Here is a 26,611-nt window from a genome sequence, read left to right on the forward strand (position 1 = left end):
ACAAAGAGGTGCCCGATGGATTCTCCAAAAACAAATGCTGCGCACTACAACGACACGGTGGTGCGGCAGTTTTCTATCATGGCCGTGGTATGGGGGGTGGTTGGCATGCTGGTGGGCGTCATCATCGCCGCCCAGCTGGCCTGGCCTGAACTCAACTTTGGCATACCCTGGCTCAGCTACGGGCGCTTGCGCCCCCTGCACACCAACGCGGTGATTTTTGCGTTTGGCGGCTGCGCGCTGTTCGCCACAAGCTACTACGTGGTGCAGCGCACCAGCCAGGTCCGGTTGTTCGCCGGGCCGCTGGCGGCGTTCACGTTCTGGGGCTGGCAGCTGGTCATCGTGGCCGCCGCCATCAGCCTGCCGCTGGGCTACACCTCCGGCAAGGAGTACGCCGAGCTTGAATGGCCCATCGACATCCTGATCACGCTGGTCTGGGTGTCCTACGCCATCGTGTTCTTCGGCACCATCGGTGTGCGCAAGGTCAAGCACATCTATGTGGCCAACTGGTTCTTCGGTGCGTTCATCCTGGCCGTGGCATTGCTGCATGTGGTCAACAGCGCAGCGATTCCCGCCGGCTTCATGAAGAGCTACTCGGCCTATGCGGGCGTGCAGGATGCGATGGTGCAGTGGTGGTATGGCCACAATGCCGTGGGCTTCTTCCTCACGGCGGGCTTCCTCGGGATGATGTACTACTTCATCCCCAAGCAGGCAGGCCGTCCCGTGTACAGCTACCGCCTGTCCATCGTCCACTTCTGGGCGCTGATCTTCACCTACATGTGGGCCGGTCCCCACCACCTGCACTACACCGCGCTGCCCGACTGGACGCAATCGGTGGGCATGGTGTTCTCGCTGATTCTGCTGGCCCCCAGCTGGGGCGGGATGATCAACGGCGTGATGACGCTGTCCGGCGCCTGGCACAAGCTGCGCGACGACCCGATCCTGCGCTTCCTGATCGTGTCGCTGTCGTTCTACGGCATGTCCACCTTCGAGGGCCCGATGATGTCCATCAAGACCGTCAATGCCCTGAGCCACTACACCGACTGGACCGTGGGTCACGTGCACTCCGGCGCCCTGGGCTGGGTGGGCCTGATCTCGATGGGGTCGCTGTACTACCTGGTTCCCCGCCTGTTCGGCCGCGAGAAGATGCACTCCATCAAGGCGATCGAGCTGCACTTCTGGATGGCCACCATCGGCATCGTCCTGTACATCGCCGCCATGTGGATCGCCGGCGTGATGCAGGGCCTGATGTGGCGCGCCATCAATCCCGATGGCACGCTCACCTACACCTTCGTCGAGAGCGTGAAGGCCACGTACCCCTTCTATGTGATCCGTGTGGCTGGCGGCCTGCTGTATCTGGGGGGCATGGTGGTCATGGCCTGGAACGTGTGGGTGACAGCGATCTCGGGCCGTTCGGTCAAGGTTGCCATTCCAGCCGTGAATGCGGCGCACGCCTGAGCCGAAGGAGATAACCCATGTCCAACAACAATCCATCTTCTTCGACCGGCTTCTCCCACGAGAAAGTCGAGACCAACAACTTCCTGATGATCGTGCTGATCCTGCTCGTGATCGCCATTGGCGGCCTGGTGGAGATCGTGCCGCTGTTCTTCCAGAAGTCCACGACCGAGGCGGTCAAGGGTGTGGAGCCCTACAACGCCATGCAACTGGTGGGCCGCGACATCTATATCCGCGAGGGCTGCTACAACTGCCATTCGCAGATGATCCGCCCCTTCCGCGCCGAGACGCTGCGCTACGGCCACTACTCGGTGGCGGGCGAGTTCGTGTACGACCATCCCTTCCAGTGGGGCAGCAAGCGCACCGGACCCGACCTGCACCGCGTGGGCGGCAAGTACAGCGATGAGTGGCACCGCATCCACCTGAACAACCCGCGCGACGTGGTGCCCGAGTCGAACATGCCCGCCTATCCCTGGCTGGAAAAGAGCGCGGTGGACCCCGCGAGCGTTGCGCCGCGCATGAAGGCGCTGCGCACCGTCGGCGTGCCCTACACGGACGAGCAGATCGCGGCATCCGCGGCCGACGTCAAGGGCAAGACCGAGATGGAGGCGCTGGTCGCCTACCTGCAAGTCATGGGCCGTGCGCTCAAGTAAAGGAGGTTCGCAATGGACATCACCACCATGCGCATCGTCGCCACGCTGGCCTCGATGGCCTGCTTCGTCGGCATCTGGGTCTGGGCCTACCGGGGCCGCAACAAGGCCCGGTTTGACGAGGCCGCTCGGCTGCCCTTTGAACAAGATTGACCCCCACCAGAACGAGAACACCCCATGAGTGACTTCACCAGCAATTTCTGGTCGGTCTTTGTGACCACGCTGACCCTGGTCGGCATCATCGCCTGCGGCATCCTGCTATGGATGGCAGGCCGCAAGAAGGTGATGGCCACGGCCGACAACACCACGGGCCACGTCTGGGACGAGGACCTGGTCGAAATGAACAACCCCCTGCCGCGTTGGTGGGTCTGGCTGTTCGTCATCACCATCGTCTTCGGCTTCGGCTACCTGGCCGCCTACCCAGGCCTTGGCAGTTTCACCGGCAAGCTGAACTGGACGCAGAAGGGCGAATACGAAGCCGAGATGGCCAAGGCCAAGGCTGAACTGGAGCCGCTGTATGCCCGTTTCGCCTCGATGAAGCCGGAAGACGTGGCCAGGGACCCGCAGGCCCAGGCCATTGGCGAGCGCCTGTTCATGAACAACTGCGCTCAGTGCCATGGTTCCGACGCGCGCGGCAGCAAGGGTTTCCCCAATCTGGCGGACGGTGACTGGCTCCATGGCGGGGCGCCCGAGAAGATCCGTGAAACGATCGAGAAGGGCCGTGTGGGCAACATGCCTCCCATGGCGGCCGCAGTGGGCACGCCCGAAGACGTGCGCAACCTGTCGCACTATGTGCTGAGCCTGTCGGGCAGCCCGCACGATTCGCTGCGTGCTTCGCTGGGCAAGTCCAAGTTCACGGCATGCGCGGCCTGCCATGGCATGGACGGCAAGGGCAACCAGGCGCTGGGTGCCCCCAATCTGACCGACGACGTCTGGCTGCATGGCTGGGGCGAGGCGGCCATTACCGCCATGGTCAACAACGGCAAGGTCAACCAGATGCCGGCCCAGGCCGACAAGTTGACGGAAGCGCAGATCGGCGTGCTGTCTGCGTACGTATGGGGCCTGTCCAACGGCAAGCAGGCTGCCGCGGTGCGCTGATCCGGGCCGGGTGGCGCGCCCCCTGGCGCTGCGCCCGGCTTTTTGCCCCATTGCTGAAGACACACCAAGCCAATAGGTCGACACCACCATGAAGCCACCCAGCGGGCCAGCCCGCAAGGTCATTCCGATTGCACCGGTTGCATCCGATGCCTCGTCCGAGGGCGAGATCGTCTCCTTGTACGAAGCGCAGAAGAAGATTTACCCGCGCTCCATCAGTGGCCTGTTCGCACGCTGGCGCTGGGGCATGGTGTTTCTCACGCAGCTGGTCTTTTACGGCCTTCCCTGGTTCGAGTGGGGGCAGCGCCAGATGGTGCTGTTCGACCTGGGGGCACGGCGGTTCTATATTTTCGGGCTGGTGCTCTATCCGCAGGACTTCATCTATCTCACGGGCCTGCTCATCATCTCGGCGCTGTCGCTTTTCCTGTTCACGGCCGTGGCGGGGCGGCTGTGGTGCGGTTTCGCCTGTCCCCAGACGGTCTACACCGAAATGTTCATGTGGATCGAGCACAAGATCGAAGGCGATCGCAGTGCCCGGTTGCGGCTGGACAACGGGCCCTGGAGCTTCGAGAAGATCCGCAAGAAGTTTCTCAAACAGGTGGTATGGATCACCGTGGCGCTGTGGACGGGGTTCACGTTCGTGGGCTATTTCGTGCCCATTCGTGAGCTCGGCGCGGAACTGCTGGCGCTGCAGGGCAACTGGCAGATATTCTGGGTGCTGTTCTACGGCTTTGCCACGTATGGCAATGCGGGCTACATGCGCGAGCAGGTGTGCAAGTACATGTGCCCCTACGCGCGCTTTCAGAGCGCGATGTTCGACCGGGACACCCTGATCGTGAGCTATGACGTGGAACGCGGCGAGCCGCGCGGCCCGCGCAACAAGACGATCGACCACAAGGCCAAGGGCCTGGGTGACTGCATTGACTGCACCCTGTGCGTGCAGGTGTGTCCCGTGGGCATCGATATCCGCAAGGGCCTGCAGTACGAGTGCATTGGCTGCGGACTGTGCGTGGATGCGTGCAACACGGTGATGGACAAGATGCACTACCCCCGGGGGCTGATCCGCTTTTCCACGCAGAACGGCGTGGCGCAGCGCTGGAGCCAGTCGCAGATCCTGCGGCGCGTCCTGCGGCCTCGCGTGCTGATCTACACCGCCGTGCTGGTGGCACTGTGCGTGGGCATGATGGCCAGCCTGGTCACCCGCACGCCGCTCAAGGTGGATGTGGTGCGCGACCGCGCGGCCCTGTCGCGCATCGTGGCGGGCGGCAAGCTGGAGAATATCTACCGCCTGCAGATCATGAACGCCACCGAAGGCCCCCAGCGCTACCGCATCGGCGCCCGCGGCCTGGACGGGCTGGAGGTGGCCTCTGAAGCCGAGGTGGACATTGGCCCCGCGGAGTCCCGGTGGGTGGCCGTGCGCCTGCAGATACCGTATGGCTCCGCGCCCCCGGGCTCCCATGCCGTGCAGTTCGATGTGCAGGCGGTGGGCGCTGCGGCCCATGTGACCGAGAAGTCCGTATTCCTGGTGCCCCGATGAGGCGACGTGCACCCCGGTGCACGGCCCCGGGGACGTTGTATGACCGAGAAGATTTTTGAGGAGCAAGCACCCATGCCATCCAATCCAGCCATCGGCTCCGCCCCCGCCACCGCTGCGCCCTGGTGGAAATTCGGCCACGTCTGGCTGATCATCGCCGGCCCTGCCATCGTCATCGTGGCGGGCTTTGTCACGCTGTGGCTGGCGATTTCGCGGCCAGACCCCGTGGTCGCCGAGGACTACTACCGCCAGGGCATCGAAATCAACAAGACGCTGGAGGCTCCGGAGAAGAGCCTGGCCCCGGCTATGAAGGGCCGCAACCACGCGGCGACACCGGTTCAGGACCAGCCACGCTGAAACCCCTGGCCGAGCAGCGGGTCTGCGCGGCCTTACCAGGAGACAACCCCGATGTGGACGCAACGCCTGATGTGGATTGCATGGCCCGCCTTTCTGATGGCGGGCGCGATGGAGATGCTGGTTTTTGCGATGGTGGACCCGCAGGACCTGCATTGGTTCGGGCAGCCGCTGGCCCTGTCGCGCCAGGGCGTCTACACGCTCGCGTTCTTTGCGTTCTGGGCCATCACCATGGCCTCCAGCGCGTTGACCACGCTGCTGGCAATGTCGCCCTTTGAACTCAACCGCTGCCCCGTGCCCGAAGGCGAGCGCCCTGATGATTGCCGAAAGACATCATCCTGCCCTTGAACAGCGCACCGGCCGGGCTCCGGTGGCAAGGCGTTGCCGGGACGGGCGGACCTGGCTCGCCTTGCTCAGTGGCAGGCGGACTGGTTGTTCACGATGCGCTTGAGCGCGTCGGTCTCGAGGATGCGGACATGGCGCTGCTTGACTTCGACAATGCCTTCTTCCACAAACTTGGAGAAGGTGCGGCTCACGGTCTCGAGCTTGAGGCCCAGGTAGCTGCCGATCTCCTCGCGCGTCATGCGCAGCACCAGCTCGGACTGCGAGAATCCGCGGGCGTGCAGGCGCTGCACCAGATTGAGCAGGAACGCTGCCAGGCGCTCCTCGGCACGCATGCTGCCCAGCAGCAGCATCACGCCGTGTTCGCGCACGATCTCGCGGCTCATGATCTTGTGCACGTGGTGCTGCAGCGCGGTGACCTCGCGGGACAGTTCCTCGATGCGGTCAAACGGCATGACGCAGACCTCGGCGTCTTCCAGGGCCACCGCATCGCAGGTGTGGTGGTCATTCACGATGCCGTCCAGGCCGATGATCTCGCCCGCCATCTGGAACCCCGTGACTTGGTCGCGTCCGTCCTCGGTGGCCACGCAGGTCTTGAAAAAGCCGGTGCGGATGGCATAAAGCGAGGTGAACGACTCACCATTGCGAAACAGCGTGCCGCCGCGCTTCACCTTGCGGCGAACTGCAACGACCTCGTCGATGCGGTGCAGTTGCTCTTCGCTCAGGCCCACCGGCATGCACAGCTCGCGCAGGTTGCAATTGGAACAGGCGACTTTGATGGTGAGCGGGTTCATAGGCACAGGGCGGAGTTAGGTTTCGAGCATACCGCCCGATGGCCGAAGAGGGAGTCTCTTGGAGGGCGGGCAGGCGACTGACATGCATCAAATTGTCGCTGTTCCGGCCACTCCATCACTTGATTCATGTCAAGGACATGGGGAGCAGCTTACGGCACAGTCAAGGTGTACGCAAGGATTCGCCCCATGACCGCTGTTTCGCCTGACCTGCTGCGCCGTTTTGACGTACCAGGCCCCCGCTATACCTCCTATCCGACGGCCGACCGGTTTGTGGAAGCCTTCGGCCAGGAGGACTACGCCCTCGCCCTCGAGCAGCGCCGCATGGGCACCCTGACCAAGGCGCTGCCCTTGTCCCTGTATGTGCACATCCCCTTTTGCGAGTCGCTGTGCTACTACTGCGCCTGCAACAAGATCATCACCAAGCACCACGACCGGGCTGAAGTCTATCTGCGCTATCTCAGCCGCGAGATCGATCTGCACACGGCGCACTGCGGCACGGGCCAGGTGGTGAGCCAGCTGCACCTGGGCGGCGGCACTCCCACCTTCCTGTCGGACGATGGCTTGCGGGAACTCATGGCGATGCTCCAGCGCAGCTTCACCCTGGCGCCGGGCGGGGAGTACTCGATCGAGGTGGACCCCCGTACCGTCAATGCCGACCGGCTTGCCGTGCTCGCGGAGCTTGGATTCAACCGGCTGAGTTTTGGCGTGCAGGATTTTGACCCCGAGGTCCAGAAGGCGGTGCACCGCATCCAGCCCGCCGAACAGGTGTTTTCGCTGGTGGAATCCGCGCGCTCGCTCGGCTTCGAATCGATCAATGTGGACCTGATCTACGGGTTGCCGCGCCAGACGCCGGAGTCGTTCGACCGTACGCTGGCGCAGGTGGTTCAGTTGCGGCCTGATCGCATTGCGCTGTATGCCTATGCCCACCTGCCGGAGCGGTTCAAGCCCCAGCGCCGCATCCTCTCCGCCGAACTGCCCGCAGCCTCCGGCAAGGTGTCGATGCTCTCCCGTTCGCTCGACGCGTTCATGGGCGCCGGCTATGTGTATGTGGGGATGGACCACTTCGCGCTGCCGGAGGACTCGCTGGCCGTCGCCAAGCGGCAGGGCCGCCTGCACCGTAACTTCCAGGGCTACAGCACCCAGCCCGACTGCGACCTGATCGGCCTGGGCGTGTCGGCCATTGGCAGGGTCGGCGCCACCTACAGCCAGAACGCCAAGACCCTGGATGAGTACTACGACCTGCTGAACCAGGGGCGTCTGCCCGTGGTGCGTGGCTTGGCCCTGACGCGGGACGACCTCGTGCGCCGCGCCGTCATCATGTCCTTGATGTGCCAGGGAGAACTGCTGTTCGAGCCCATGGAACAGGCCTGGCTTCTCGATTTTCGGCACTATTTCTCCGCCGAACTGGCGCAACTCGACACCATGGCCGAGCAGGGGCTGGTCAAGGTGAGGCCCGACGGTGTCGAGGTCACGGCCATGGGCTGGTTCTTCGTGCGCGGCATCGCCATGGTTTTCGACCGATATCTGCAGGCAGACCGCAACCGCGCGCGTTTTTCACGCATCATCTGAATCCCATGCTTGCAACGGTTGCCTCGACTGCCTTGTTGATGGGGCTCGTTGGCGGGTCCCATTGCCTGGCCATGTGCTCGGCACCTTGTGGCGCCGTGGTGGGGCAGGGGAGCGCGGGCTGCGCATCCGCCCCGGGCGCCGGGGCGCCGGCGGAGGGGGCTCCCCCGAAGGTGCAGGCGGTGCGGTGGGCACCGCGCGGTGGCGTGGCCCGGCGGGCCGTGGCCTTTCATGCGGGCCGCCTGACGGGATATGCGCTGGCGGGCGGGCTGGCCGCCCTGGCCATGGACAGCCTGGCGTGGCTCACTCAGCAGACCATGGCACTGCGCCCGGCGTGGACCTTGATGCACGTCGCGGTGATGGCGTGGGGGCTGATGCTGATGGTCCAGGCGCGGCAGCCGCTCTGGGTGGAGCAGGCGGGCCGTGGCGTGTGGGAGCGCGTGAGGCCTCTGGTCCGTGCACCGGGGGGCATTCTTGCCGCGGGGTTTCTCTGGGCGCTGATGCCCTGTGGCTTGCTGTATTCGGCGCTGCTGGTGGCTGCCTTGAGCGGAGGGCCCCTGGAGGGCGCATTGTCCATGGCGCTTTTTGGCATTGGCAGCGGCGTCTGGCTGGTCGGCGGGCCCTGGGCCTGGACGCGGTTGCGGGCCCGGCTCAACACCGTGCGCGCGGACTGGGGGACGCGCGCCGCCGGTGGCCTGCTCTGCGCGGTGGCAAGCTGGGCACTGTGGATGGACCTCGTCTACAAACCCTCGCTGTGGTGCCGCTAGCGTGCATTCGCGCCGCGGCGGCCTGAGGGCGCGGCGGTCTCGGTAACCCACATCCCCATGAGGGGGATTGCCCCGCCCCGCGCCTTCGGGCAGGCAAGTGTTGCCGTGCCGCCGCGGCGCGGGTGGGCTCCTTCGACAAGGCCTTCGAACTGGCGATAATCTGTGTAACTATTGGTGGCATTCACGTCTCCATGTTTCGCGCGCCCCGAAGTGAACTCCTCCATCCTCATCGATATCAGCCAACTGCGCGTCGGCATGTACATCCAGCTCGATGTGGGCTGGATGCACCATCCGTTCCCGGTGAGCAGTTTCCGGGTGGCATCGGCGGACCAGATCGCGACGTTGCGGGAACTGGGGCTCACCGAGGTGCGATACGTCCCCAAGAAAAGCGATCCGGAGCAAAGAGAGCTGGTTCCGGCCGCCTGGAGCGTGCCGGAGATGACGGTGCCCTCGGCCCAGGGACCGGATGCCCCCGGCGCCACGGCCACCGTGGACCCGGAGGCGCAGCGCCGGCGCGAATTGCTGGAGGCGCAGAACCGCACCTTGGCGGCCTGCAACCAGCGGTTCGGAGAGGCCACCCGGCAGTACCAGGCACTCGAACGCGTTGCGTCCGAGCACCCGGACCAGGCCCGCACCAAGGGCGATGCGCTGGTGGCTGGCTGCGTGTCGGAACTCCTCGAGAACGGTGACTCCGTCATCCGGTTGCTGTCGGAGGGCGTTGGCGAGCGCAATGCCCTGCACCCCATCAACGTGATGGTGATCTCCCTGCTGCTGGGCCGTGCCCTGGGCATGAAGAGCTCCGAGCTGCATGATCTCGGCATCGCGGCCCTGATCCATGACCTGGGCAAGCTCAAGCTGCCGCCGAACCTGCGCCAGCCCACACCCTCGATGATCCCCATGGAGCGAACGCGCTACGAGTCCCACGTGGGCGAGTCCGTGGCATTCGCCACGCGCATGGGGCTGCCCGAAGCGGTGCTGACGGCCATTGCGCGGCATCACGAAATGGCCGACGGCAGCGGGTTCCCCCTGCGGCTGTCGGGGCCTGACCTGGGACGGGCGGGGCAGGTGCTGGCGCTGGTCAACCGGTACGACCGCATGTGCAACCCGGCCAACGGCGTGGATGCGCTCACGCCCCACGAGGCGTTGTCCGTCATCTTCGCGCAGCTCAAGGCGCGCTTCGATTCCGTGGTTCTGGGGGCATTCATCCGCATGATGGGGGTGTACCCGCCGGGCTCCATTGTCCAGTTGGTCAATGACCGCTATGCGATCGTTGCCTCGGTCAACTCGTCGCGGCCCCTGCGGCCCAAGGTCATCGTGCACGATTCCCGTGTGCCCAAGGACGAAGCACCGATCCTGGACCTGGAAACGGTGCCCGAGCTGGGCATCCGGCGCAGCCTCAAGCCCGCGCAGCTGCCGCGCGATGCGCTGGGCTATCTCTCTCCCCGTCAGCGCATCTGTTACTTTTTCGAGCGTGCGGTCAGTCCCGGCAATGAAGAGGCAGGTTCGTGAGGGTTTCGCAATCCCACGGCTGGCTTGACGCGCTGCAGGAAGCCGTCTGGCTTGTCGATGAGGCCAGCCTGCTCATCCTGCACGCGAATGCCGCCGCGCAGCGGCTGGTAGGGACCCCCGTGTCCGCCATGGTCGGTGCATCGGTGCTTGGCCTGGCCACCACGCCGCAGGACCAGGCGTTCTGGGGGGAGCCGGCCGAGGTGGTGGCGGGCGGCATCCATTCCCACACCCGTCTTCTGCGTGCGGATGGCACGCTGGTGCCCGTGGACCGGCAGGTAAGCCGCGTGCCCTGGGGGGCGGCGGGCGGCGATACGGTGTACATGCTGACCATGCTGGACCGCAGTGCCCAGGAGGCCACCGAGCGCGAACTGGAAACCCTGCTGTCCGAACTGCGCGCAACCCTGGACTCCGCGGCCGACGGCATGCTCGTCTGCAGCCTTGATGGCCGGGTGCGGGCGTTCAATCAGCGCCTTGCACAGCTGTGGAACATTCCGCGCGACCTGCTCCTTGAGCGTGACGACGGGGCGGTGTATGCCCACATGGCCACGCAGGTGAACGATGCGGCGGCCTATTCGGAGCGCCTGGCCGCGATTGCGCGCGAGCCGATGCAGGAGAGCACCGACATCCTGGTGCTGCGCAACGGCGCGGTGCTGGAGCTGCGCACGGTCCCCCAGTTCAGCCAGGGGCGGCCGGTGGGGCGTGTGTACTCGTTCCGGGACATCACCCGGCAGACCGAGATACAAGCCAGCCTGCGCCTTGCCGCCAGGGTGTTCGAATCCAGCCTGGACGCGATCTTCATCGCCGACAGCCAGCACCGGGTCCTGCGCATGAACCCGGGATGCGAGCGCCTCGTGGGCCCGTCGGCCAAGTCGTTCGAGGGCAACACGGCGGCCTCCCTCTTTGGCGGCGGCCCCGATGCGGCGTTCATGGAACAGGTGCTGCAAGGTTGGTCCAGCGAAGGCTTCTGGGAAGGCGAACTGTGGCTTCCCCGGGACAACGGGACCTATTGCGCGGTGCAGCTGTCGTGGGTGGCGTTGCGCGACGACGAGGGGCGGCTGGTGCAGAGCATCGGCTTCATGCGCGACCTGACGCTGCAGCATGCGGCCCAGAAGCGCATCGAAGAGCTGGCGTACAGCGATGTGCTCACAGGGCTGCCCAACCGGCTGCTTCTGTCGCAGCGGGTGGACACGGCCATCCAGGGCGCCCGCCAGAGCGACACCGGTTTCGCGATCCTGTTCCTGGACCTCGACCGTTTCAAGATCATCAATGACTCGCTGGGCCATCCCTTTGGCGACCGGGTGCTGCAGCTGGTGGCCGAGCGATTGCAGGCCTGCCTGCGCCAGACGGACATGCTGTGCCGGCTGGGCGGGGATGAGTTCGTCATCTATCTGCACGGTGGGGATGCCGTGGTGGCCGAGAGCGTAGCGCGCCGCATCCTGGACGACATGCTCAAGCCCTTCATGCTCGACGGCATGGGTTTCTCCATCCAGTGCAGCATCGGCATGGCGCTGTACCCGCAGGACGGGGCCACGCTGGACGACCTCATCAAGCAGGCCGATACCGCCATGTACCGCGTCAAGGAGCGCGGCCGGGGCAGCTATGGCTTCTACCAGCCGCAAATGAACGCCAACCTGCTGTCGCGCATGCAGATGGAGCATGCGATGCGCCAGGCGCTGGGGCTGGACCGCATGGCGGTGCACTACCAGCCGCAGGTCAACATGGCCACGGGGCGCATCACGGGCGCCGAGGCCCTGATCCGCTGGACCGACCCTGAATTCGGCGCGGTCTCGCCCGGGCAGTTCATCCCCCTCGCGGAGGAGTCCGGCTACATCGTCACGCTGGGTGCCTGGGTCATGGAGCAGGCCGTGCGCGAGGCGGCGGTGTGGATGCACAGCGGCATGCCCATCATGATCTCGGTGAACGTGTCCGCGCTGGAGTTTCGCCAGCCCGATTTCGTGGACCGGATCACGCGCCTGCTGGCGGTGCACCAGCTGCCGCCCACGCTGCTGGAGCTGGAGCTGACCGAAACCATCCTGCTGCAGGATGCGCAGGAGATGGAGCAGCGCCTGCGCGTGCTGGCCGGCCTGGGCATTGGCCTCGCCATCGATGATTTCGGCACGGGCTATTCCAGCCTGGCGTACCTGAAGAAGCTGCCGATCCACAAGCTCAAGATCGACCAGTCGTTCGTGCGCGGGCTGCCCGACGACGATGGCGACCGGGCCATCGTGAGCGCGATCATCAGCATGGGGCGCGCCATGCATGTGGAGGTGGTGGCGGAGGGCGTGGAAACCGAAACCCAGCAGGCGGTGCTGCTTCAGATGCAATGTGACCACTACCAGGGTTTTCTGTGCGCGCCCGGGCTTCCTGCCCACGAGTTTCGTGCCCTGCTGGGCAAGCCGCTGCCCTTGAAGGCGCAGGGCCGGCGCAATTCCGTCCAGACCTAGGCGCGCGAGGCCAAGGGCTTCGCACCACCGCCTTGGCCACCATCTCCGCTGCCCTTGCGCCGTGACCCCACGGCAGAGCCTCAGGATCAGGAGGCCGCGATGCCCTTCCAGAGCATGTAGGCCGCCAGGCCGAAGAGCAGGGATGCGAACACGCGCTTGAGTTGCTTGACCGGCAGGCTGTGCGCCGCCCTGGCGCCCAGGGGCGCGGTGAGCACGCTGCAGGTCGCGATCACCGCCAGGGCGGGAAGCCAGATGTAGCCCAGCGATGCCGGGGGCAATCCGCTCACGTTCTGGCCGCCAATCACGTAGCCCACCACGTTGGCGAGGGCGATGGGAAAGCCGAGCGCGGCGCTGGTGGCCACGGCATTGTGGATGGGCACGTTGCACCACGTCATGAACGGCACGCTCACGAAGCCGCCGCCGGCACCCACCAGCCCCGACAGGAACCCGATCACGCCGCCCGCCGCCACCTGCCCCGCGCCGGCAGGCATCTGGCGCGAGGGGGCGGGCTTCTTGTCCAGGAACATCTGAGAGGCCGAAAAACTCACGAACAGCGCGAAGAAGATCGCCAGGAACGAGCCCTTGAGGAGCGCGAACACGCCCAGGCTGGCGATGAATCCACCGAGCACGATGCCGGGCGCCAGGCGCTTGACGATGTCCCAGCGCACTGCGCCACGCTGGTGGTGCGCGCGCACGCTGGAGATCGAGGTGAACATGATCGTCGCCATGGAGGTCGCGATGGCCATCTTCACCGCGAGGTCCGGTGCCACCTTCTGGGCACCCAGGATGTACGTCATGAACGGCACCAGCAGCATGCCGCCGCCGATGCCGAGCAGGCCGGCCAGAAAGCCGGTTGCCAGGCCCAGTACACCGAGTTCAACGATCAGGAGAGGATCCAGCATGGGGCAAAAAGGGAGAAGGGGAGGGAAGAGCGGGCGGGGAGGGGCGCCCGGTCGGCCGTTCAGCGGGAAGGTGAGGCGGCGGCGACAGCGGCATGGGGAAGGAAGAAGGTGTCTGCGATTGCCACCGGACTCTCATCCTGAACCGGGGGTTCAGGTGGGCGAGGGCAGCCAAGCGTTGGGTTCATCTGACGCGAGATGATCACGCTCACCGGGCAATGTACCAAGCCCGAGCTCGTTGAGCATTGGTTCAAGGAAATATAAAGCCCGACAGCATCGCAGACAGCCTGATTGTAGGCGCTGGCGGAGTCCGACGCCGGCGCCAGGACATGTAAAGACCGCAGGGCGGCGCGCCGGGTTCAGAGGTGCCGGGGGGCGCCGCGTCAGAGCAGGCGCCCGTCCTCGCCCAATGCCTCGTCGAGCCGCTGGACCAGGACCTTGAGGTGGTCCTCGTCCCGCTCGGGCAGGGGCAAGGCGGCCTGTGCTCCGGGCTGTGCCGCAGGCGGCGGGGAGGACTTGGCAGCCGCGCCCGCCGCCAGGTCGGCCGCCTCGCGGTCCGCAATCTCGAAAGCCAGGTTCAGCGCGGCCAGCACCGCGATGCGTTCACGGGCGCGCACCTTGCCGGCGTCGCGGATGCGGGTCATGGCCGTGTCGACGCGTTCAACGGCATCCAGCAAGCGGCTTTCATGCCCCTCGGGGCAGGTCAGCAGGTAGCTTTGCTGCAGGATCTGCACCTCGATTTGCTTCATTCGGATTCTTTCGTGACAGGGGCCGCCGCGGGCAGCCGCTCCAGCAGCGCGTCAACCCGGGCGCGGGCCGCGCTCAGGCGCGATTTGAGCGAATCCCGCTCCTGCGCGAGGGCGGCCACCTGATCGGCGAGCAGCGCGTTGGTGCGTTGCAGTTCCGCGTGCCTCAGCAGCAGGCGTTCGACGCGCTCGGCGATCTGGTCGGTGGTGGACGGTGTTGCCATACAGCTGTCGATTGTAGGGTTGGCGGTTGTAAACGGTCGTAAAATCCCGTTGTTGGTGCTCGCGGTGTGGTTCACATGCCGCAGTTCAACGGGAAGCAGGGAGGTGCCGCCAACCATGGTGCGCCCAGCCTGCGCTGCCCCCGCAACGGTCAGCGGACGAATCGTTCCGATTCCCCCTTCATACACATGCCACTGGGTGCCTTGAACAAGCCCCTGGGAAGGCTTTGAAGGGTGTTCCGCCAGCCCGGATACCGGCCAACACGGTGGTTGCACGCGCCCGATCAGGGTGCGCGCAGCCGTATCACCCATTTGCTGGCGGGGAGGCCGGCGCGGGTTTTGTTTGTTGACGATGTTCCCCATGAAAATCCGTACCTCTCGTGCGCGCCTTGCTGCGCCGCTGTGCCTGCGTCCCGCGCTGGTGACGCTGGCCGTTGTGGGCGCCTGCTCCGTGCAGGCCCAGCAGGCCGATGCCGGCGGCCCCGTGCTGCTGGCGCAGAACCTGCGCGCGCCCTCGCTGACCGAAACCGTGGTCACCGCCACGCGCACGCCCCAGCCCTTGTCCGACCTGGTGGCCGATGTGACCGTCCTGGATCGCGAGACCATCGAAACCAGTGGCGCCACCGGCCTGGCCGACGTGCTCGCCCGTGTCCCCGGCATCGAGTTCTCGCGCAACGGCGGCCCCGGCACGACCACGGGCGTGTTCCTGCGCGGCGCTGAGTCGCGCTTCACGGCCGTGTACATCGACGGCGTGCGCATCGATTCCCAATCCACCGGCGGCGCGGCATGGGAGTCGATCCCGCTGGCGCAGATCGACCGCATCGAAGTGCTGCGCGGCCCGGCGGGCGCGGTCTATGGCTCCGACGCCATGGGTGGGGTGGTGCAGATCTTCACCAAGCGCGGCGAAAACGGCACCGCGCCCTATGTGGGCGTGGGGTTCGGCAGCCACGGCACGCGCAAGATCGAAGCCGGTGTGAGCGGTGCCAGCGGCACGATCGACTACGCGCTGGGCATTGCACGCGAGGAAAGCAAGGGCTTCAACGCGCGCACCGTCGCCACGCAGAACCCCGACCGCGACGGGTATGAAAGCACCTCTGCCAACGCGCGGGTGGGCCTGCAGGTCAACGCCATGCACCGGCTGGAAGGCACGCTGCTGGTCAACGACCTCGACAGCGGCTACGACAGCGGCCTGGGCAAGGATGACCGCAACAAGCACAGGCTGCATGCCCTGGGCCTGAACTGGCAGGCGCAATGGACCCCGCAGTACAAGACGCGCCTGCAGCTGACCGATTCGCGCGACAGGTACGAAACCAAGCCCTCGGTGTACCTGAGCGATACCCACCTGCGCGGCTACCTGTTCCAGAATGAATGGCGCGAGGGTGCGCACCTGCTGACCGCCGCGCTGGAGCGCCGCGAAGACAACCTGGAAAACAAGCCCATCGACCGCAAGCGCTCGCAGGACGCCGTTGCGCTGGGCTATGGCTACAGCGCGGGCGGCCATACGGTGCAGGCCAATGTGCGGCACGACGCGGACAGCGAGTTCGGCGGCAAGGGCACGGGCAGCCTGGCCTACGGCTACGCCTTTGCACCCCAGTGGCGCGCGACGGCATCGGTGGGCACGGCCTTCCGGGCCCCCACGCTGTACCACCGCTTCAGCGAGTACGGCACGGGGTCGCTCAATCCCGAGAGCAGCCGCAATGTCGAGGTGGGCCTGCGCTGGGCCGAGGGCAGCAGCAGCTTCTCCGCCACCGCCTACCGCAACCGGGTGCAGGATCTGATCACGTTCGGGGCCGCAGGGCCTTGTCCGTCGGATTTCGGCTGCTACGTGAACACCGCGCGGGCCGAGTACAAGGGAGTGACGCTGGCGGGTTCGTACCGCCTCGGCGGCGTGCAGCTGCGCGGCTCGCTCGATCTGCAGAACCCGCGCGACCTGGCCACGGGCAAGCTGCTGGCCCGCCGCTCCAAGCGCCACGGCACACTGGGAGCCGACACGCAACTCGTTGGCTGGACGGTGGGCGCCGAGGTGCAGGCCTCTGGCCGCCGCTTCGACAACGCCGCCAACACCACGGTGCTGGGCGGCTACACGCTGGTCAGCCTGTATGCCAGCACGCGGGTTGCTCGCGATTTCACCCTGGTGGCGCGCGTGGACAACCTGGCCGACAAGCACTATGAGCTGGCCCGCACCTACGCCACCGCGGGCCGCACCGCCTACGTCGGCGTGAAGTGGGCCCCGCAGTGAAGCACCCCCTGAGGCGCTGCGCGCCTTCCCCCCACGGGGGGATGCCACCCGGGGCCTGGCGGAGCCAGTTCCACGGTGGCACTGGCTTCGTGCGTGCCAGTTTCATCGGCATGCCGGGAATGTGTCCCACAGGGTTGCTGAAATGACCAGGTGCCCCGCGCTGCTGATCGCCGCCCCGGCCTCCGGGCAGGGCAAGACCACCGTCACCGCCGCCCTGGCGCGCCTGCATGCGCGCCAGGGGCGGCGGGTGCGGGTGTTCAAGTGCGGCCCGGATTTTCTGGACCCGCACTGGCACCAGCTGGCCAGCGGAGCGCCGGTGCACCAGCTCGACCTGTGGATGAACGGCGAGGCGGACTGTGCCCAGCGCCTGCACGACGCCGCCCGGGCGTCGGACCTGGTCCTGATCGAAGGCGTGATGGGGCTGTTTGACGGCACCCCCAGCGCGGCCGACCTGGCCCGGCACTTTGGTGTGCCCGTGCTGGCCGTGGTCGATGCCTCGGCCATGGCGGGCACCTTTGGCGCGCTGGCCTATGGCCTTCGCCACTACCGGCCGGGTCTGCCCTGGGCCGGTGTGCTGGCCAACCGCGTGGGCAGTGCCCGCCATGCCGACATGCTGCAGGGTGGCTTGCACGACGCCGACGACTGGATGGGAGCGCTGATGCGGGTGCAGTCTGGCACTGCGCCCGCTGCGGGCAAGGCCGGTGCGGCGCTGCTGCCCGAACGCCACCTGGGTCTGGTCGCGGCGCATGAGCTGCCCGACAGTCTGCAGCGTCTGGACGCCGCCGCCGATGCCCTGGCGGCCACGCCCCTGGGCCAGATGACGCTGGAGGACCTGCAGCGCTGGGCCGTGGAGTTTCCGGCTCCCGCAGTGGCAGACACGGTGCCGCCGCTGCTGGCGGGCCGCACCGTGGCCGTGGGGCGCGACGCGGCGTTCTGCTTCATCTACGCCGCCAATGTGCAGTGCCTTGAAAAGATGGGCGCGCGTGTGGTGTTCTTCTCGCCCCTGCACGATGCCGCGCTGCCCGACTGCGATGCCGTGTGGCTGCCCGGCGGCTACCCCGAGCTGCACACAGCGCAGATCGCCGCCAACACCGGCATGCAGGCCAGCCTGCGCGCCCATGGGGCCGCAGGCAAACCCCTGTGGGCCGAGTGCGGCGGCATGATGACGCTGTTTGAATCCATCACGCTGGCCGACGGCAGCACGGCCCCGCTGTGGAGTCTGCTGCCCGGCCGCGTGACCATGCAAAAACGCCTGGCGGCGCTCGGGCCGCAGCAACTGGCGGTGGCGGGGCACACCCTGCGCGGCCACACCTTCCACTACTCGACCAGCGACAGCAGCGCCCCCGTGGTGGCCCGCACGGCCCGCCCCCATGAAGCGGTTGCGCCGGATGCGGGCGAGGCGCTGTACCAGCAGGGCAGCCTCCACGCCAGCTACTTCCATGCGTGGTTTCCGTCCAGCCCCGAGGCCGTGGCGCATCTGCTGGGAGGCGTCTCGGCATGACTCCCACCCCGCACCCCATCACCAGCGAACTCATCCTGGGTGGCCAGAAAAGCGGCAAGTCCCGCCGCGCCGAGTTGCTGGCGCGCGACTGGCTGGCGCAGTCCAGCGACCACCGCGCCGTGCTCATCGCCACGGGGCAAGCCTGGGACGACGAGATGCGCGAGCGCATCGCCCGCCACCAGCGGGACCGCGCCGAGCGCGTGCCGGGTCTGCGGACCGTGGAAGAGCCGCACGATGTGGCCGCTGCCGTGGTGTTGCACAGCACGCCGCAGACCCTGGTGGTGGTGGACTGCCTCACGCTGTGGCTCACCCACTGGACCATGCCCATGGGCTGCGAAGACATGGATTTGAAGCAAAAACAGGCTCTGGCTCTGGATTGGCAAGCGCAAGCAGCTATGTTTTTGATAGCGGTTCGGAAATCCCCCGGCCCCGTTGTTCTGGTGGGCAACGAAATTGGCCTGGGGGTCATCCCGATGGGGCGCGAGGTGCGCGCCTTCGTGGATGCGCTGGGCACGCTGAACCAGCGGGTGGCGCAGGTGTGCCCGCGCGTCACGCTGATGGCCGCCGGGCTGCCATTGACCTTGAAATGAAACTATGAAACCAACCCCCGTGCGCCGCATCCTGTGGGTGATCGCCATCCTGTTGCTGCTGGGCCTGCTCATGGCCGGGCTGGCGCGGGCGCAGCCCGTGCAGATCACCGACGACAAGGGCCGCAAGATCGCGTTGCCCCGCCCGCCCGAGCGCATCGTGAGCCTGCTGCCCTCGCTGACCGAAAGCGTGTGCGAGCTGGAGCAGTGCCACCGGCTCGTGGGGGTGGACCGCTATTCCAACTGGCCCGAGGCCGTGGTTGGCAAGCTGCCCAAGATGGGAGGCGGCATAGATCCCAGCATCGAGGCCATCGTCGCGCTCAAGCCGGACCTGGTGCTCATGTCCGTCAGCTCGCGCGCCAGCGACCGGCTGGAGGCGCTGGGCCTCACCGTCGTGCAGCTGGAGCCCAAGACCCATGCCGACGTGCGCCGCGTGCTGGGCACCGTGAGCGACCTGCTGGGCGTGCCCCGCGCGCAGGGCTCCGACCGCCTCTGGCGCGTGATCGATGCGGGTGTGCTGGCGGCGGCGCAGTCCCTGCCACCCAAGGCCAAAAATGCGCGCGTGTACTTCGAGGTGAGCCGGGGGCCTTACGCGGCGGGCGAGGCGTCGTTCATCGGCGAATCGCTCACCCGGCTGGGCGTGCGCAACGTGGTGCCGGCGTCGCTCGGTCCGTTCCCGCGCCTGAACCCCGAATTTGTGGTGCGCGCCAACCCCGACATCATCATGATCGGCAACCGCAGCATGCAGGCCATGGTGCCGTACCCCGGCTGGGCCAGCATGCGCGCCATCCGCGACAACCGGCTGTGCGTGTTTGGCCCCGGTGATTCGGATGTGGTGGTGCGACCTGGCCCGCGCATGGCCGAGGCCGCGCGCATCATGGCCCGCTGTCTGGTGGAGAAAGCTCCATGACCAGCCTTGCCATGGATTTGCCAACAGGTTCCGCCAGCCGCCGCGCGGCATGGTGTGCCGCCTGGCTGCTGCTGGCCAGTGTTGTGCTGGCCGTGTGTGGCGCCAGCGTGGGCAGCACGGGTTTTGACAGCGTGCTGCGCATGCACGGCGACCCCGTCGCCTGGCAGATCGTGTGGGACATCCGCCTGCCGCGCACGCTGGGCGCGTGGCTGGCGGGCGCGCTGCTGGGCCTGTCGGGCGCGGTGGCGCAGGGGCTGTTTCGCAACCCGCTGGCCGACCCGTACCTGCTGGGCAGCGCCTCGGGCGCCGCGCTGGGCGGGGCGGTGGCGATGGCGCTGTTCGGTGTGTCGCCGGTGGCGGCGCAGTGGCTGGCGCGCATCGGCATCACGGGCATGGCTTTCCTGGGCGCGGCGGGGGCGGTGGTGCTCACGCTGCTGTTGGCCAAAGGTGTGCAGCACACGCTGCGCCTGCTGCTGGCGGGCGTGATCGTGGGCGTGGTGCTGGGCGCGATGCGCGACCTGGTGGAGCTGGCCTCGCCCGACATCCTGCAGGCCATGCAGGCGTTCACGCTGGGCAGCACCGCCTTTGTGGGCTGGATGGCTTGTGTGCTGATGGCCGTGGCCTGGGGGCTGTGCTCGGTGGTCGCCTGGATGCTGGCGCGCGCGCTCGATGGCCTCACGCTGGGCGAGGCCACGGCGGCCAGCCTGGGCCTGCCGCTCATGCCCATGCGCGTCGGGCTGGTGGCCGCCATGGCGCTGGCCACGGGCACGGCCGTGGCGCAAACGGGGCTCATCGCGTTTGTGGGGCTGGCCGCGCCACACCTGGTGCGCTCCATCGTGCGCGTGACGCACGAGCGGCACATCGTGCTCGCAAGCCTGATGGGCGCGGTGCTGCTGCTGGCGGCCGACATCCTGGCGCGCTGGCTGCTGGCACCGCAGGAGCTGCCCGTGGGCGTGCTCACGGCGGCGCTGGGCGGAACCTACCTGCTGTGGCTCATGCACCGGCGGACGTCGCAAGGTGGTTCGCTATGAATTCAGTAGCTATCAGCGCTTGCCAGATAAGCGCCAGCATCGGAAATCGCTTGATATTGCAGGGCATTGACCTGCAACTGCCTGCCGGGCGCTGGACCAGCATCGTCGGCCCCAACGGCGCGGGCAAGTCCACCCTGCTCAAGGTGCTGGCGGGCCTGCTGCCGCGCGCTGCGGTGCAGGGCGAAGTATTGCTGCTGGGCCGCCCACTCGCGCAGATCCCCGCACGCGAACGTGCCCGGCAGCTCGCCTGGCTGGGGCAGAACGAAGGCTCGGCCGACGACCTCACGAGCTACGACGTGGCCATGCTGGGCCGCCTGCCGCACCAGGCCTGGCTGGCACCGCCGGGTGCCGCCGACCACGCGGCGGTCGAGCAGGCGCTGCGCACCACGCAGGCCTGGGACTGGCGCCACCGCCCGCTGGCGCAGCTGTCGGGCGGCGAGCGCCAGCGCGTGTTGCTGGCCCGCGCTTTGGCCGTGCAGGCGCAGGTGCTGCTGATGGATGAACCCCTGGCCAACCTCGACCCGCCCCACCAGACCGACTGGCTGCACACCATGCGCGCGCTGGTGGACGCGGGCGGCACGGTGGTCAGCGTGCTGCACGAGGTGTCGCTGGCGCTGCAGGCCGATGACATGGTGGTGATGGCCGATGGCCGCGTGCTGCACCAGGGTGCCTGCGATGCGCCCGCCACGCACGCGGCGCTGGAGAGTGTGTTTGACCACCGCATCCACGTGCGGCATCTGGATGGCATGTGGATGGCGCTGCCGTCCCTGCAACGCAAGAACAACAACCAAGGAATGAAGGAAGTGCAAGCATGAACATCGAATCGGGCTTTTCGCAGGTCGCGCAGTCGCTGCTGTGGCCGGTGCTGGTGCTGGTGGGGCTGGCGTTTGTCTACGCGCTGTGGTCGGGCGGCGCCACGCTCATGGAGGCCTGGCAACGCTGGCGCCAGCCGCAGTACCGCTCGCTGCGCGTGGCCCCTGGCCTGTCGATGGAAGAACTGGAGCTGCAACTGGTGCGCCAGGTGGAGCCCGTGCGCCTGCTCAGCCGCCTGTCGCCCATGCTGGGGCTGATCGCCACGATGATCCCGCTGGGCCCCGCGCTGCAGAGCGTGGCGGCGGGCAACGGCCAGCAGGCGCTGGCGGTGTTCAGCGGCGCGTTTGCGGGCGTGGTGCTGGCGCTGGCCGCCGCGTCGGTGGGCCTGGTGGTGTATTCGGTGCGCCGCCGCTGGCTGCTGGCCGAGCTGCTGGTGGTGCGCAAGGAGCGTGGGGTGGCGCAATGAGCGCCGCGCCGGGCCGCCCCAAGCAAGCGGTACAACGCAGCGCGCAGCGCGGAGGTGTCTTATGAGCCTTCGCCACCTCAATGTGCTGGCCGAGGACGACGACGACCCAATGCTGTCGGCCGTGAACCTGGTGGACGTGTTCCTGGTGCTCGTGGTGGCGCTGCTCACGGCCGTGGCCGTGCAGACCCAGACCAGCGCCAACGAGAGCGTCACCATCATCCGCAACCCCGGCCAGCCCGACATGGAAGTGGTGGTGCGCGAGCAGGGCAAGGAGGTGCGCTTCAAGGGCGCGGGCAGCGCGGCGCAAGGGCAGGGCGTGCGCGCGGGCGTGGCCTACCAACTCGAAGACGGCAACATCGTCTACATCCCTGAAACGGGCGCTGCTCCTGCCGGCGCTTCGGCCGGTGGCGCGGGTGGTTCCGCCACGCCGGCACCCGCCAAGCCATGAAGGCGCTGATCCTGCGCGCGGCACTCTGGTGCCTGCTGCTGGCTGCGCCGCTGGTGCATGCCGTGCAGGCGGACAAGGCCCAGGGCGCAGCTGGCGCCAACAAGGCCGCACCCGTGCTGCTGTGGCTCACCTCCGACATCACCACCGCCCCACGCACGGCCATGGTGCAGCGCCTGGCCACCGAGGCAGGCCTGGGCTTTGCGCACATCGACTACCCGCTCGCGGGGCCGGCGGTGCTCGACACAGCACAGGCCCGGACGCTGGAGCGCGCGCTGGCGGGCGCTGCGCTGGTGTGGGTGGATGCGCCACATGCCAGCGTGGAGGCACGCCTGCGCCGCATGGCGGGGGCGCAGCTCGATGGCCGTGCCACACGTTCCCCCGGCCACGTGGTGTGGGTGCCTGCGGGCGCCCCCGCCGCCGACCTGACCGCGCTCGATGCGTCCGGCCGCATGGTGGCCTACCTGCAGGCCGGCGGCCCGCGCAACCTGAAGAGCGCCATCGCCCTGGCGCGTGCCACCGTGGCGGGTGTGGCCATGCCCGTTTTGTCCGCGCCGGAGATCCTGCCCACCCGGGGTATCTACCACCCCGACGCGCCCCGCCTGCTGCCCAACGCCGTGGCGCTGGAGGCATGGCGCCAGGGCCAGCCCGCGCTGCGCGGCCTGCCGGCGGTGGCCGTGCTGGTGCACCGCCACCATTTTGTCGATGGCAGCACCGAATGGCTCGATGCCTGGCTGCGCATCTTCCGCCAGCAGGGCCTGTTCGCCTATGCGGCCTTTGGCCAGCAGGTCACGGCGCAGACGCTGGCCGAGGTGCTGGAGCTGCCCTCCGAGAGCGGCACCGGCCCCGGCCGCCTGCATGCCTCCGCCCTGGTGCTGCACCAGCTCGTGCCCCAGGCCGCCGCGCTGCAGCCGCTGCTGGCCCGCTGGGGCGCACCCTTGCTGGGCACGCAGCCCTACCGCGCGGGCGATGCCGCCGCGTGGGAGGCCAGCGACACGGGCCTGTCGCTGTCCGATGTGCCGTTCTACCTGGCGCAGCCCGAGGCGGCGGGTGCCATCGACCCGGTCCTGGTCGCCGCCCACGGCGCCGAGGGGCAAGACTTTCGCCTCATCGAGCGCCAGGCCCAGGCCGTGGCCGCCAAGGCACGGCGCCTGATCGCGCTGCAGACCAAACCGGCAGCAGACAAGCGCCTGGTGGCCATGGTCTACAACTACCCGCCGGGCGGCACCAACTTCGGCGCATCGTTCCTCAACGTGCCGCGCAGCCTGGAGCAGGTCTCTGGCGGCCTGGCCCAGGCGGGCTACCGCACGCAGCAGGTGCCCGAACAGGGCTGGATCGACGGGCTCAAGCCGCTGCTGGCCGCCTATTACCCCGGCGCCGATGTGCGCGCGCTGCTGCAAAGCGGGCAGGCCGCCGCGCTGCCACTGGCGCGCTATGAGCAGCACTTGGCCACGCTGCCGAAGGCCGTGCGCGAGCGCATGAACGCGCACTGGGGCCCGCCCGAAAAGAGCCGCTACGTGGTCGAGTGGCAGGGCGAAAAAGTGTTCGCCATCCCACGCCTGCAGGTGGGCCAGCTGGCCGTGCTGCCCCAGCCCCCGCGTGAGGAAACCCTGCGCCTGGGCCAGAACCCCTTCATGCACAAGAGCAAGGCGCCGCTGTCGCACCATTACCTGGCGGTGTACCTGTGGGCGCAGCTGGAGGCCGATGCGCTCATCCACTTCGGCACGCACGGCACGCAGGAATGGGCCGGTGGCAAGGCGCGTGCGCTGGATGTGCACGACGACGCGCTGCTGCCACTCGGTGACCTGCCCGTGGTCTACCCCTACATCGTGGACAACCTGGGCGAGGCCCTCACGGCCAAGCGCCGGGGCCGCGCCGTGCTGGTAAGCCACCGCACGCCCGTGTTCGCGCCTGCAGGCTTCGAGGCGCGCATGGCCCACATGCACGAGGTGATGCACGAATGGGAAACCGTGGATGAAGGCCCCACGCGCCGCGCGCTCGAAAAGCAGCTGGTGGCGCAGTTTGTGGAGCACCAGCTGCACCGCGACCTGGGCTGGAGCGCCGAGCGCATCGCGGCCGACTTCAGCGGCTTCCTGGAAATCCTGCACCCCTATCTGGACCAGCTCGCGCAAAGCTCGCAGCCCAAGGGCCTGGCCGTGTTCGGCCGCGTGCCCGCGCCCGAGCAGCGGCGCGAGACCATCCTGCAGGCGCTGCGCAAGCCGCTGATCGAGGCACTGGGCGAAGACATCGACGAAGCCTTCCTCATCAAGCACGATGCCGTGCTGGCCGCGCGCCCCGCACGCTGGCTGGAGGTGGCGCTGACCGACGCGCAGGCCGCCAGCGTGCTGGACCTGCGCCCCGTGCTGCCAGCGCAGGCGGCAACGCCGGGTGCGGCGGGTGCCTCCGACGTGGTGCGCGCCGAAGACCATGTGCCCAACCGCGCCGCGCGCAAGCCCATCGACACGCCCGCGCTGCTGCAGCTGGCCCAGCGCGCGCAGGAGCTGGAGCGCCTGCTGGCCACCGAAGGCGAGATGCCCGGCCTGCTCGCGGGGCTGGAGGGCCGTTTCCTCACCGCTGCGTACGGTGGCGACCCCATCCGCAACCCCGAGAGCCTGCCCACGGGCCGCAACCTCACGGGGCTGGACCCGAGCCGCCTGCCCACGCGCCAGGCTTATGCCGTGGCGCAGACGCTGTTCAACGACTGGTTCAAGGACTACCAGGCGCGTCATGGCGGCCAGGTGCCGCAGCGCATGGTGTTGTCGCTGTGGGCGGGTGAAACACTGCGCCACCAGGGGATCATGGAAGCGCAGGCCCTCGTGGCGTTGGGCATGCGCCCGGTGTGGGACGACTCGGGCCGCCCGGTGCGTGTGGAGACCATTGCCGCAGAAGAACTCAAACGCCCGCGCGTCGATGTGCTCATGAGCATCACCGGCTCGTACCGCGACCAGTTCCCCGCGCTGATGGCGCTCCTCGACCGCGCCGTGGCCCAGGCCGCGACGGCCGAGCCCGGCAATGTGATTGCGCGCAATACCGAGCAGATCGGCCAGGAGCTGCGCAAGCAGGGTGTGCCACGCGCACAGGCCGAGCAACTGGCGCGCGTGCGCTCGTTCGGCAACGCGGTGGGCGACTATGGCACCGGCCTGTCCGACGCGGTGCAGAGCGACGGCCTGCAAACCAACGATGCGCGCCTGGGCCAGATGTTCCTCGAACGCATGAGCCAGCCCTATCTGGAGGGCGAACCGGTGACGGGGGTTGCGGGCGGCACGGCCGCGAAGGCGCTGGGGGCCCACCTGCGCCGTACCGACGCCGCCATCCTGTCGCGCAGCTCGAACCTGTACGCCATGGTCAGCTCGGACGACCCGTTCCAGTACCTGGGCGGCCTGTCGGCCGCAGCCCGTGTGGCCGGCCGGTCGCAGGGGCTGGAGCTGCACGTGGCCCAGCTGCAGGATGTGAGCGAGCCCACCACCGAGACCGCGCAGCGCGCCATTGCGCTGGAGATGCAGTCGCGCTACCTGCACCCGGGCTGGCTCAAGGCGCAGAAGGCCGAGGGCTATTCGGGCACGCTGCAGGTGCTCAAGGCCGTGCAGTTCGCCTGGGGCTGGCAGGCCGTGGCGCCCGACACGGTGCGCAGCGACCATTGGCAAAGCTTCTATGACGTGCTGGTGCGCGACAAGCACCAGCTGGGCCTGCCCGAATGGCTGAAGGAGCATCCGCAGGCCTATGCCCAGTCGCTGGAGCGCCTGGTGCAGGCGCAGCGCCAGGGCTATTGGCAGGCCGATGCCGCCACGCAAAAGCAACTCGCGCAGATGTACCAGGAGCTCACGCGCGCGGCCCCGCTGGCGGCCGAGCTGCCCAGCGTGCGGCGCTGGGTGGAGCAGGCCGCGCAGGGTGTGCAAGCAGTAGAGTCCGTGCCCGCCGGGATGGCCGTGGCCACGCCGCAGTCGCCTGCCGCGCAGGCGCCACGGCCCGTGCCGCCTGCTGCCGACCTGCCTGCGCCACCCGCCCAGGCAGAAGCCTTGCCCGCCGCACCCACCGTGCCCGCCATGGGCGTGCTGCTGGAGCGCCAGCCCGAGCGCGATGCCCCCGACACCGCCCAAGAACCCAGCCCCGTGGAGCGCATGGCCGGCATCGTGGCCCTGCTGGTCATGGCCCTGGTGGTGCTGGCGGGCGCTGCGTGGCAGGCGCGCCGTCCGTTCTCACTGTCCGCCGCGCCCGGCCTGGCCCGCGCGTGAATCGACCCTTCTTG

The 26,611-nt window shown here is 67.9% G+C and carries 24 protein-coding genes and 1 riboswitch; of the genes, 20 read left to right on the plus strand and 4 right to left on the minus strand.

Going from position 1 to position 26,611, the window contains the following annotated elements; translation table 11 throughout:
• Positions 1-15 precede the first annotated feature (15 nt).
• The 7 genes from ccoN to AC3RCE_RS09430 all read left to right on the plus strand — a co-directional run bounded on the left by ccoN (position 16) and on the right by AC3RCE_RS09430 (position 5,433).
• Positions 16-1,455: a cytochrome-c oxidase, cbb3-type subunit I gene (gene ccoN / locus AC3RCE_RS09400; RefSeq protein ID WP_218294142.1), complete on the plus strand. Its 1,440-nt coding sequence runs from the start codon at positions 16-18 to the stop codon at positions 1,453-1,455.
• A gap of 17 nt (positions 1,456-1,472) precedes the next feature.
• The gene (gene ccoO / locus AC3RCE_RS09405) at positions 1,473-2,105 is read left to right on the plus strand and encodes a cytochrome-c oxidase, cbb3-type subunit II (protein ID WP_218340799.1); all 633 of its coding nucleotides are present in this window, start codon (positions 1,473-1,475) and stop codon (positions 2,103-2,105) included.
• Between the two features lie 12 nt (positions 2,106-2,117).
• Positions 2,118-2,255: a cbb3-type cytochrome oxidase subunit 3 gene (locus tag AC3RCE_RS09410; protein WP_010460656.1), complete on the plus strand. Its 138-nt coding sequence runs from the start codon at positions 2,118-2,120 to the stop codon at positions 2,253-2,255.
• 24 nt (positions 2,256-2,279) lie between these two features.
• The gene (gene ccoP / locus AC3RCE_RS09415; RefSeq protein WP_218294144.1) at positions 2,280-3,200 is read left to right on the plus strand and encodes a cytochrome-c oxidase, cbb3-type subunit III; all 921 of its coding nucleotides are present in this window, start codon (positions 2,280-2,282) and stop codon (positions 3,198-3,200) included.
• 88 nt (positions 3,201-3,288) lie between these two features.
• On the plus strand, positions 3,289-4,734 hold the full coding sequence (gene ccoG / locus AC3RCE_RS09420) for a cytochrome c oxidase accessory protein CcoG (protein WP_369642186.1): 1,446 nt from the start codon (positions 3,289-3,291) through the stop codon (positions 4,732-4,734).
• A 72-nt stretch (positions 4,735-4,806) separates the two neighbouring features.
• Positions 4,807-5,088: a FixH family protein gene (locus AC3RCE_RS09425; RefSeq protein ID WP_218294146.1), complete on the plus strand. Its 282-nt coding sequence runs from the start codon at positions 4,807-4,809 to the stop codon at positions 5,086-5,088.
• A 51-nt stretch (positions 5,089-5,139) separates the two neighbouring features.
• Positions 5,140-5,433, plus strand: a complete 294-nt coding sequence (locus tag AC3RCE_RS09430; protein WP_218294147.1) for a hypothetical protein — start codon at positions 5,140-5,142, stop codon at positions 5,431-5,433.
• A 65-nt stretch (positions 5,434-5,498) separates the two neighbouring features.
• Here AC3RCE_RS09430 and fnr read toward each other — a convergent pair whose 3' ends face one another.
• Entirely contained in the window at positions 5,499-6,221 is a 723-nt protein-coding gene (fnr, locus tag AC3RCE_RS09435; RefSeq protein WP_218294148.1) for a fumarate/nitrate reduction transcriptional regulator Fnr, read from the minus strand.
• A 186-nt stretch (positions 6,222-6,407) separates the two neighbouring features.
• Between fnr and hemN the strand changes: the two genes are divergently transcribed.
• From hemN to AC3RCE_RS09455, 4 genes are all read left to right on the plus strand, one after another.
• Positions 6,408-7,790 (plus strand): oxygen-independent coproporphyrinogen III oxidase, encoded by a 1,383-nt coding sequence (gene hemN / locus AC3RCE_RS09440; protein WP_218294149.1) that lies wholly within the window; start codon positions 6,408-6,410, stop codon positions 7,788-7,790.
• Between the two features lie 5 nt (positions 7,791-7,795).
• Complete coding sequence (locus AC3RCE_RS09445) at positions 7,796-8,554, plus strand: sulfite exporter TauE/SafE family protein (protein WP_218294150.1); 759 nt, start codon at positions 7,796-7,798, stop codon at positions 8,552-8,554.
• A 210-nt stretch (positions 8,555-8,764) separates the two neighbouring features.
• Positions 8,765-10,063: a cyclic di-GMP phosphodiesterase gene (locus AC3RCE_RS09450; RefSeq protein ID WP_492254998.1), complete on the plus strand. Its 1,299-nt coding sequence runs from the start codon at positions 8,765-8,767 to the stop codon at positions 10,061-10,063.
• Positions 10,060-12,507 (plus strand): sensor domain-containing protein, encoded by a 2,448-nt coding sequence (locus AC3RCE_RS09455; RefSeq protein WP_218294152.1) that lies wholly within the window; start codon positions 10,060-10,062, stop codon positions 12,505-12,507. Before AC3RCE_RS09450 ends, AC3RCE_RS09455 begins: the two co-directional genes overlap by 4 nt.
• 86 nt (positions 12,508-12,593) lie before the next feature.
• On the opposite strand, the gene AC3RCE_RS09460 is transcribed toward AC3RCE_RS09455, so the two are convergent.
• From AC3RCE_RS09460 to AC3RCE_RS09470, 3 genes are all read right to left on the minus strand, one after another.
• Complete coding sequence (locus AC3RCE_RS09460) at positions 12,594-13,409, minus strand: sulfite exporter TauE/SafE family protein (protein WP_218294153.1); 816 nt, start codon at positions 13,407-13,409, stop codon at positions 12,594-12,596.
• 380 nt (positions 13,410-13,789) lie between these two features.
• Positions 13,790-14,155 carry a cell division protein ZapA gene (locus AC3RCE_RS09465; RefSeq protein ID WP_218294154.1) on the minus strand — a complete coding sequence of 122 codons (366 nt, stop codon included), beginning with the start codon at positions 14,153-14,155 and terminating at the stop codon, positions 13,790-13,792.
• Positions 14,152-14,376: a DUF904 domain-containing protein gene (locus AC3RCE_RS09470; protein ID WP_218294155.1), complete on the minus strand. Its 225-nt coding sequence runs from the start codon at positions 14,374-14,376 to the stop codon at positions 14,152-14,154. The genes AC3RCE_RS09465 and AC3RCE_RS09470 overlap by 4 nt, the downstream gene beginning before the upstream one ends.
• 36 nt (positions 14,377-14,412) lie before the next feature.
• Positions 14,413-14,650, plus strand: a riboswitch (cobalamin riboswitch).
• Between the two features lie 84 nt (positions 14,651-14,734).
• Here AC3RCE_RS09470 and AC3RCE_RS09475 point away from each other — a divergent pair.
• The 9 genes from AC3RCE_RS09475 to cobN all read left to right on the plus strand — a co-directional run bounded on the left by AC3RCE_RS09475 (position 14,735) and on the right by cobN (position 26,597).
• Positions 14,735-16,612, plus strand: coding sequence for a TonB-dependent receptor domain-containing protein (locus tag AC3RCE_RS09475; RefSeq protein ID WP_492254999.1), 1,878 nt, complete (start codon positions 14,735-14,737; stop codon positions 16,610-16,612).
• A gap of 142 nt (positions 16,613-16,754) precedes the next feature.
• Entirely contained in the window at positions 16,755-18,113 is a 1,359-nt protein-coding gene (locus AC3RCE_RS09480; protein WP_218340804.1) for a cobyrinic acid a,c-diamide synthase CobB, read from the plus strand.
• Positions 18,110-18,703 carry a bifunctional adenosylcobinamide kinase/adenosylcobinamide-phosphate guanylyltransferase gene (locus AC3RCE_RS09485; protein WP_492255000.1) on the plus strand — a complete coding sequence of 198 codons (594 nt, stop codon included), beginning with the start codon at positions 18,110-18,112 and terminating at the stop codon, positions 18,701-18,703. Before AC3RCE_RS09480 ends, AC3RCE_RS09485 begins: the two co-directional genes overlap by 4 nt.
• Positions 18,704-18,707: 4 nt before the next feature.
• Complete coding sequence (locus AC3RCE_RS09490) at positions 18,708-19,610, plus strand: ABC transporter substrate-binding protein (protein ID WP_218294159.1); 903 nt, start codon at positions 18,708-18,710, stop codon at positions 19,608-19,610.
• Entirely contained in the window at positions 19,607-20,641 is a 1,035-nt protein-coding gene (locus AC3RCE_RS09495) for a FecCD family ABC transporter permease (RefSeq protein WP_492255001.1), read from the plus strand. The genes AC3RCE_RS09490 and AC3RCE_RS09495 overlap by 4 nt, the downstream gene beginning before the upstream one ends.
• Positions 20,638-21,456: an ABC transporter ATP-binding protein gene (locus tag AC3RCE_RS09500; protein WP_492255002.1), complete on the plus strand. Its 819-nt coding sequence runs from the start codon at positions 20,638-20,640 to the stop codon at positions 21,454-21,456. The genes AC3RCE_RS09495 and AC3RCE_RS09500 overlap by 4 nt, the downstream gene beginning before the upstream one ends.
• Positions 21,453-21,920 carry a hypothetical protein gene (locus AC3RCE_RS09505; RefSeq protein ID WP_008906167.1) on the plus strand — a complete coding sequence of 156 codons (468 nt, stop codon included), beginning with the start codon at positions 21,453-21,455 and terminating at the stop codon, positions 21,918-21,920. Before AC3RCE_RS09500 ends, AC3RCE_RS09505 begins: the two co-directional genes overlap by 4 nt.
• Positions 21,921-21,981: 61 nt before the next feature.
• Positions 21,982-22,368 carry a DUF2149 domain-containing protein gene (locus AC3RCE_RS09510; protein ID WP_492255003.1) on the plus strand — a complete coding sequence of 129 codons (387 nt, stop codon included), beginning with the start codon at positions 21,982-21,984 and terminating at the stop codon, positions 22,366-22,368.
• Entirely contained in the window at positions 22,365-26,597 is a 4,233-nt protein-coding gene (cobN, locus tag AC3RCE_RS09515; RefSeq protein ID WP_492255004.1) for a cobaltochelatase subunit CobN, read from the plus strand. The genes AC3RCE_RS09510 and cobN overlap by 4 nt, the downstream gene beginning before the upstream one ends.
• The last annotated feature ends 14 nt before the right edge of the window (positions 26,598-26,611 follow it).

The organism is Acidovorax sp. GW823-FHT05D11 (assembly GCF_058795695.1).

Coding starts and splice junctions, on each gene's coding strand:
- ccoP (WP_218294144.1), top strand. CDS start 2,280: ATGAGTGACTTCACCAGCAATTTCTGGTCGGTCTTTGTGACCACGCTG.
- AC3RCE_RS09430 (WP_218294147.1), top strand. CDS start 5,140: ATGTGGACGCAACGCCTGATGTGGATTGCATGGCCCGCCTTTCTGATG.
- AC3RCE_RS09445 (WP_218294150.1), top strand. CDS start 7,796: ATGCTTGCAACGGTTGCCTCGACTGCCTTGTTGATGGGGCTCGTTGGC.
- AC3RCE_RS09460 (WP_218294153.1), bottom strand. CDS start 13,409: ATGCTGGATCCTCTCCTGATCGTTGAACTCGGTGTACTGGGCCTGGCA.
- cobN (WP_492255004.1), top strand. CDS start 22,365: ATGAAGGCGCTGATCCTGCGCGCGGCACTCTGGTGCCTGCTGCTGGCT.
- AC3RCE_RS09485 (WP_492255000.1), top strand. CDS start 18,110: ATGACTCCCACCCCGCACCCCATCACCAGCGAACTCATCCTGGGTGGC.
- AC3RCE_RS09495 (WP_492255001.1), top strand. CDS start 19,607: ATGACCAGCCTTGCCATGGATTTGCCAACAGGTTCCGCCAGCCGCCGC.
- AC3RCE_RS09475 (WP_492254999.1), top strand. CDS start 14,735: ATGAAAATCCGTACCTCTCGTGCGCGCCTTGCTGCGCCGCTGTGCCTG.
- ccoN (WP_218294142.1), top strand. CDS start 16: ATGGATTCTCCAAAAACAAATGCTGCGCACTACAACGACACGGTGGTG.
- AC3RCE_RS09410 (WP_010460656.1), top strand. CDS start 2,118: ATGGACATCACCACCATGCGCATCGTCGCCACGCTGGCCTCGATGGCC.
- ccoG (WP_369642186.1), top strand. CDS start 3,289: ATGAAGCCACCCAGCGGGCCAGCCCGCAAGGTCATTCCGATTGCACCG.
- fnr (WP_218294148.1), bottom strand. CDS start 6,221: ATGAACCCGCTCACCATCAAAGTCGCCTGTTCCAATTGCAACCTGCGC.
- AC3RCE_RS09470 (WP_218294155.1), bottom strand. CDS start 14,376: ATGGCAACACCGTCCACCACCGACCAGATCGCCGAGCGCGTCGAACGC.
- hemN (WP_218294149.1), top strand. CDS start 6,408: ATGACCGCTGTTTCGCCTGACCTGCTGCGCCGTTTTGACGTACCAGGC.
- AC3RCE_RS09505 (WP_008906167.1), top strand. CDS start 21,453: ATGAACATCGAATCGGGCTTTTCGCAGGTCGCGCAGTCGCTGCTGTGG.
- AC3RCE_RS09490 (WP_218294159.1), top strand. CDS start 18,708: ATGAAACCAACCCCCGTGCGCCGCATCCTGTGGGTGATCGCCATCCTG.
- AC3RCE_RS09480 (WP_218340804.1), top strand. CDS start 16,755: ATGACCAGGTGCCCCGCGCTGCTGATCGCCGCCCCGGCCTCCGGGCAG.
- AC3RCE_RS09510 (WP_492255003.1), top strand. CDS start 21,982: ATGAGCCTTCGCCACCTCAATGTGCTGGCCGAGGACGACGACGACCCA.
- AC3RCE_RS09500 (WP_492255002.1), top strand. CDS start 20,638: ATGAATTCAGTAGCTATCAGCGCTTGCCAGATAAGCGCCAGCATCGGA.
- AC3RCE_RS09425 (WP_218294146.1), top strand. CDS start 4,807: ATGCCATCCAATCCAGCCATCGGCTCCGCCCCCGCCACCGCTGCGCCC.
- ccoO (WP_218340799.1), top strand. CDS start 1,473: ATGTCCAACAACAATCCATCTTCTTCGACCGGCTTCTCCCACGAGAAA.
- AC3RCE_RS09465 (WP_218294154.1), bottom strand. CDS start 14,155: ATGAAGCAAATCGAGGTGCAGATCCTGCAGCAAAGCTACCTGCTGACC.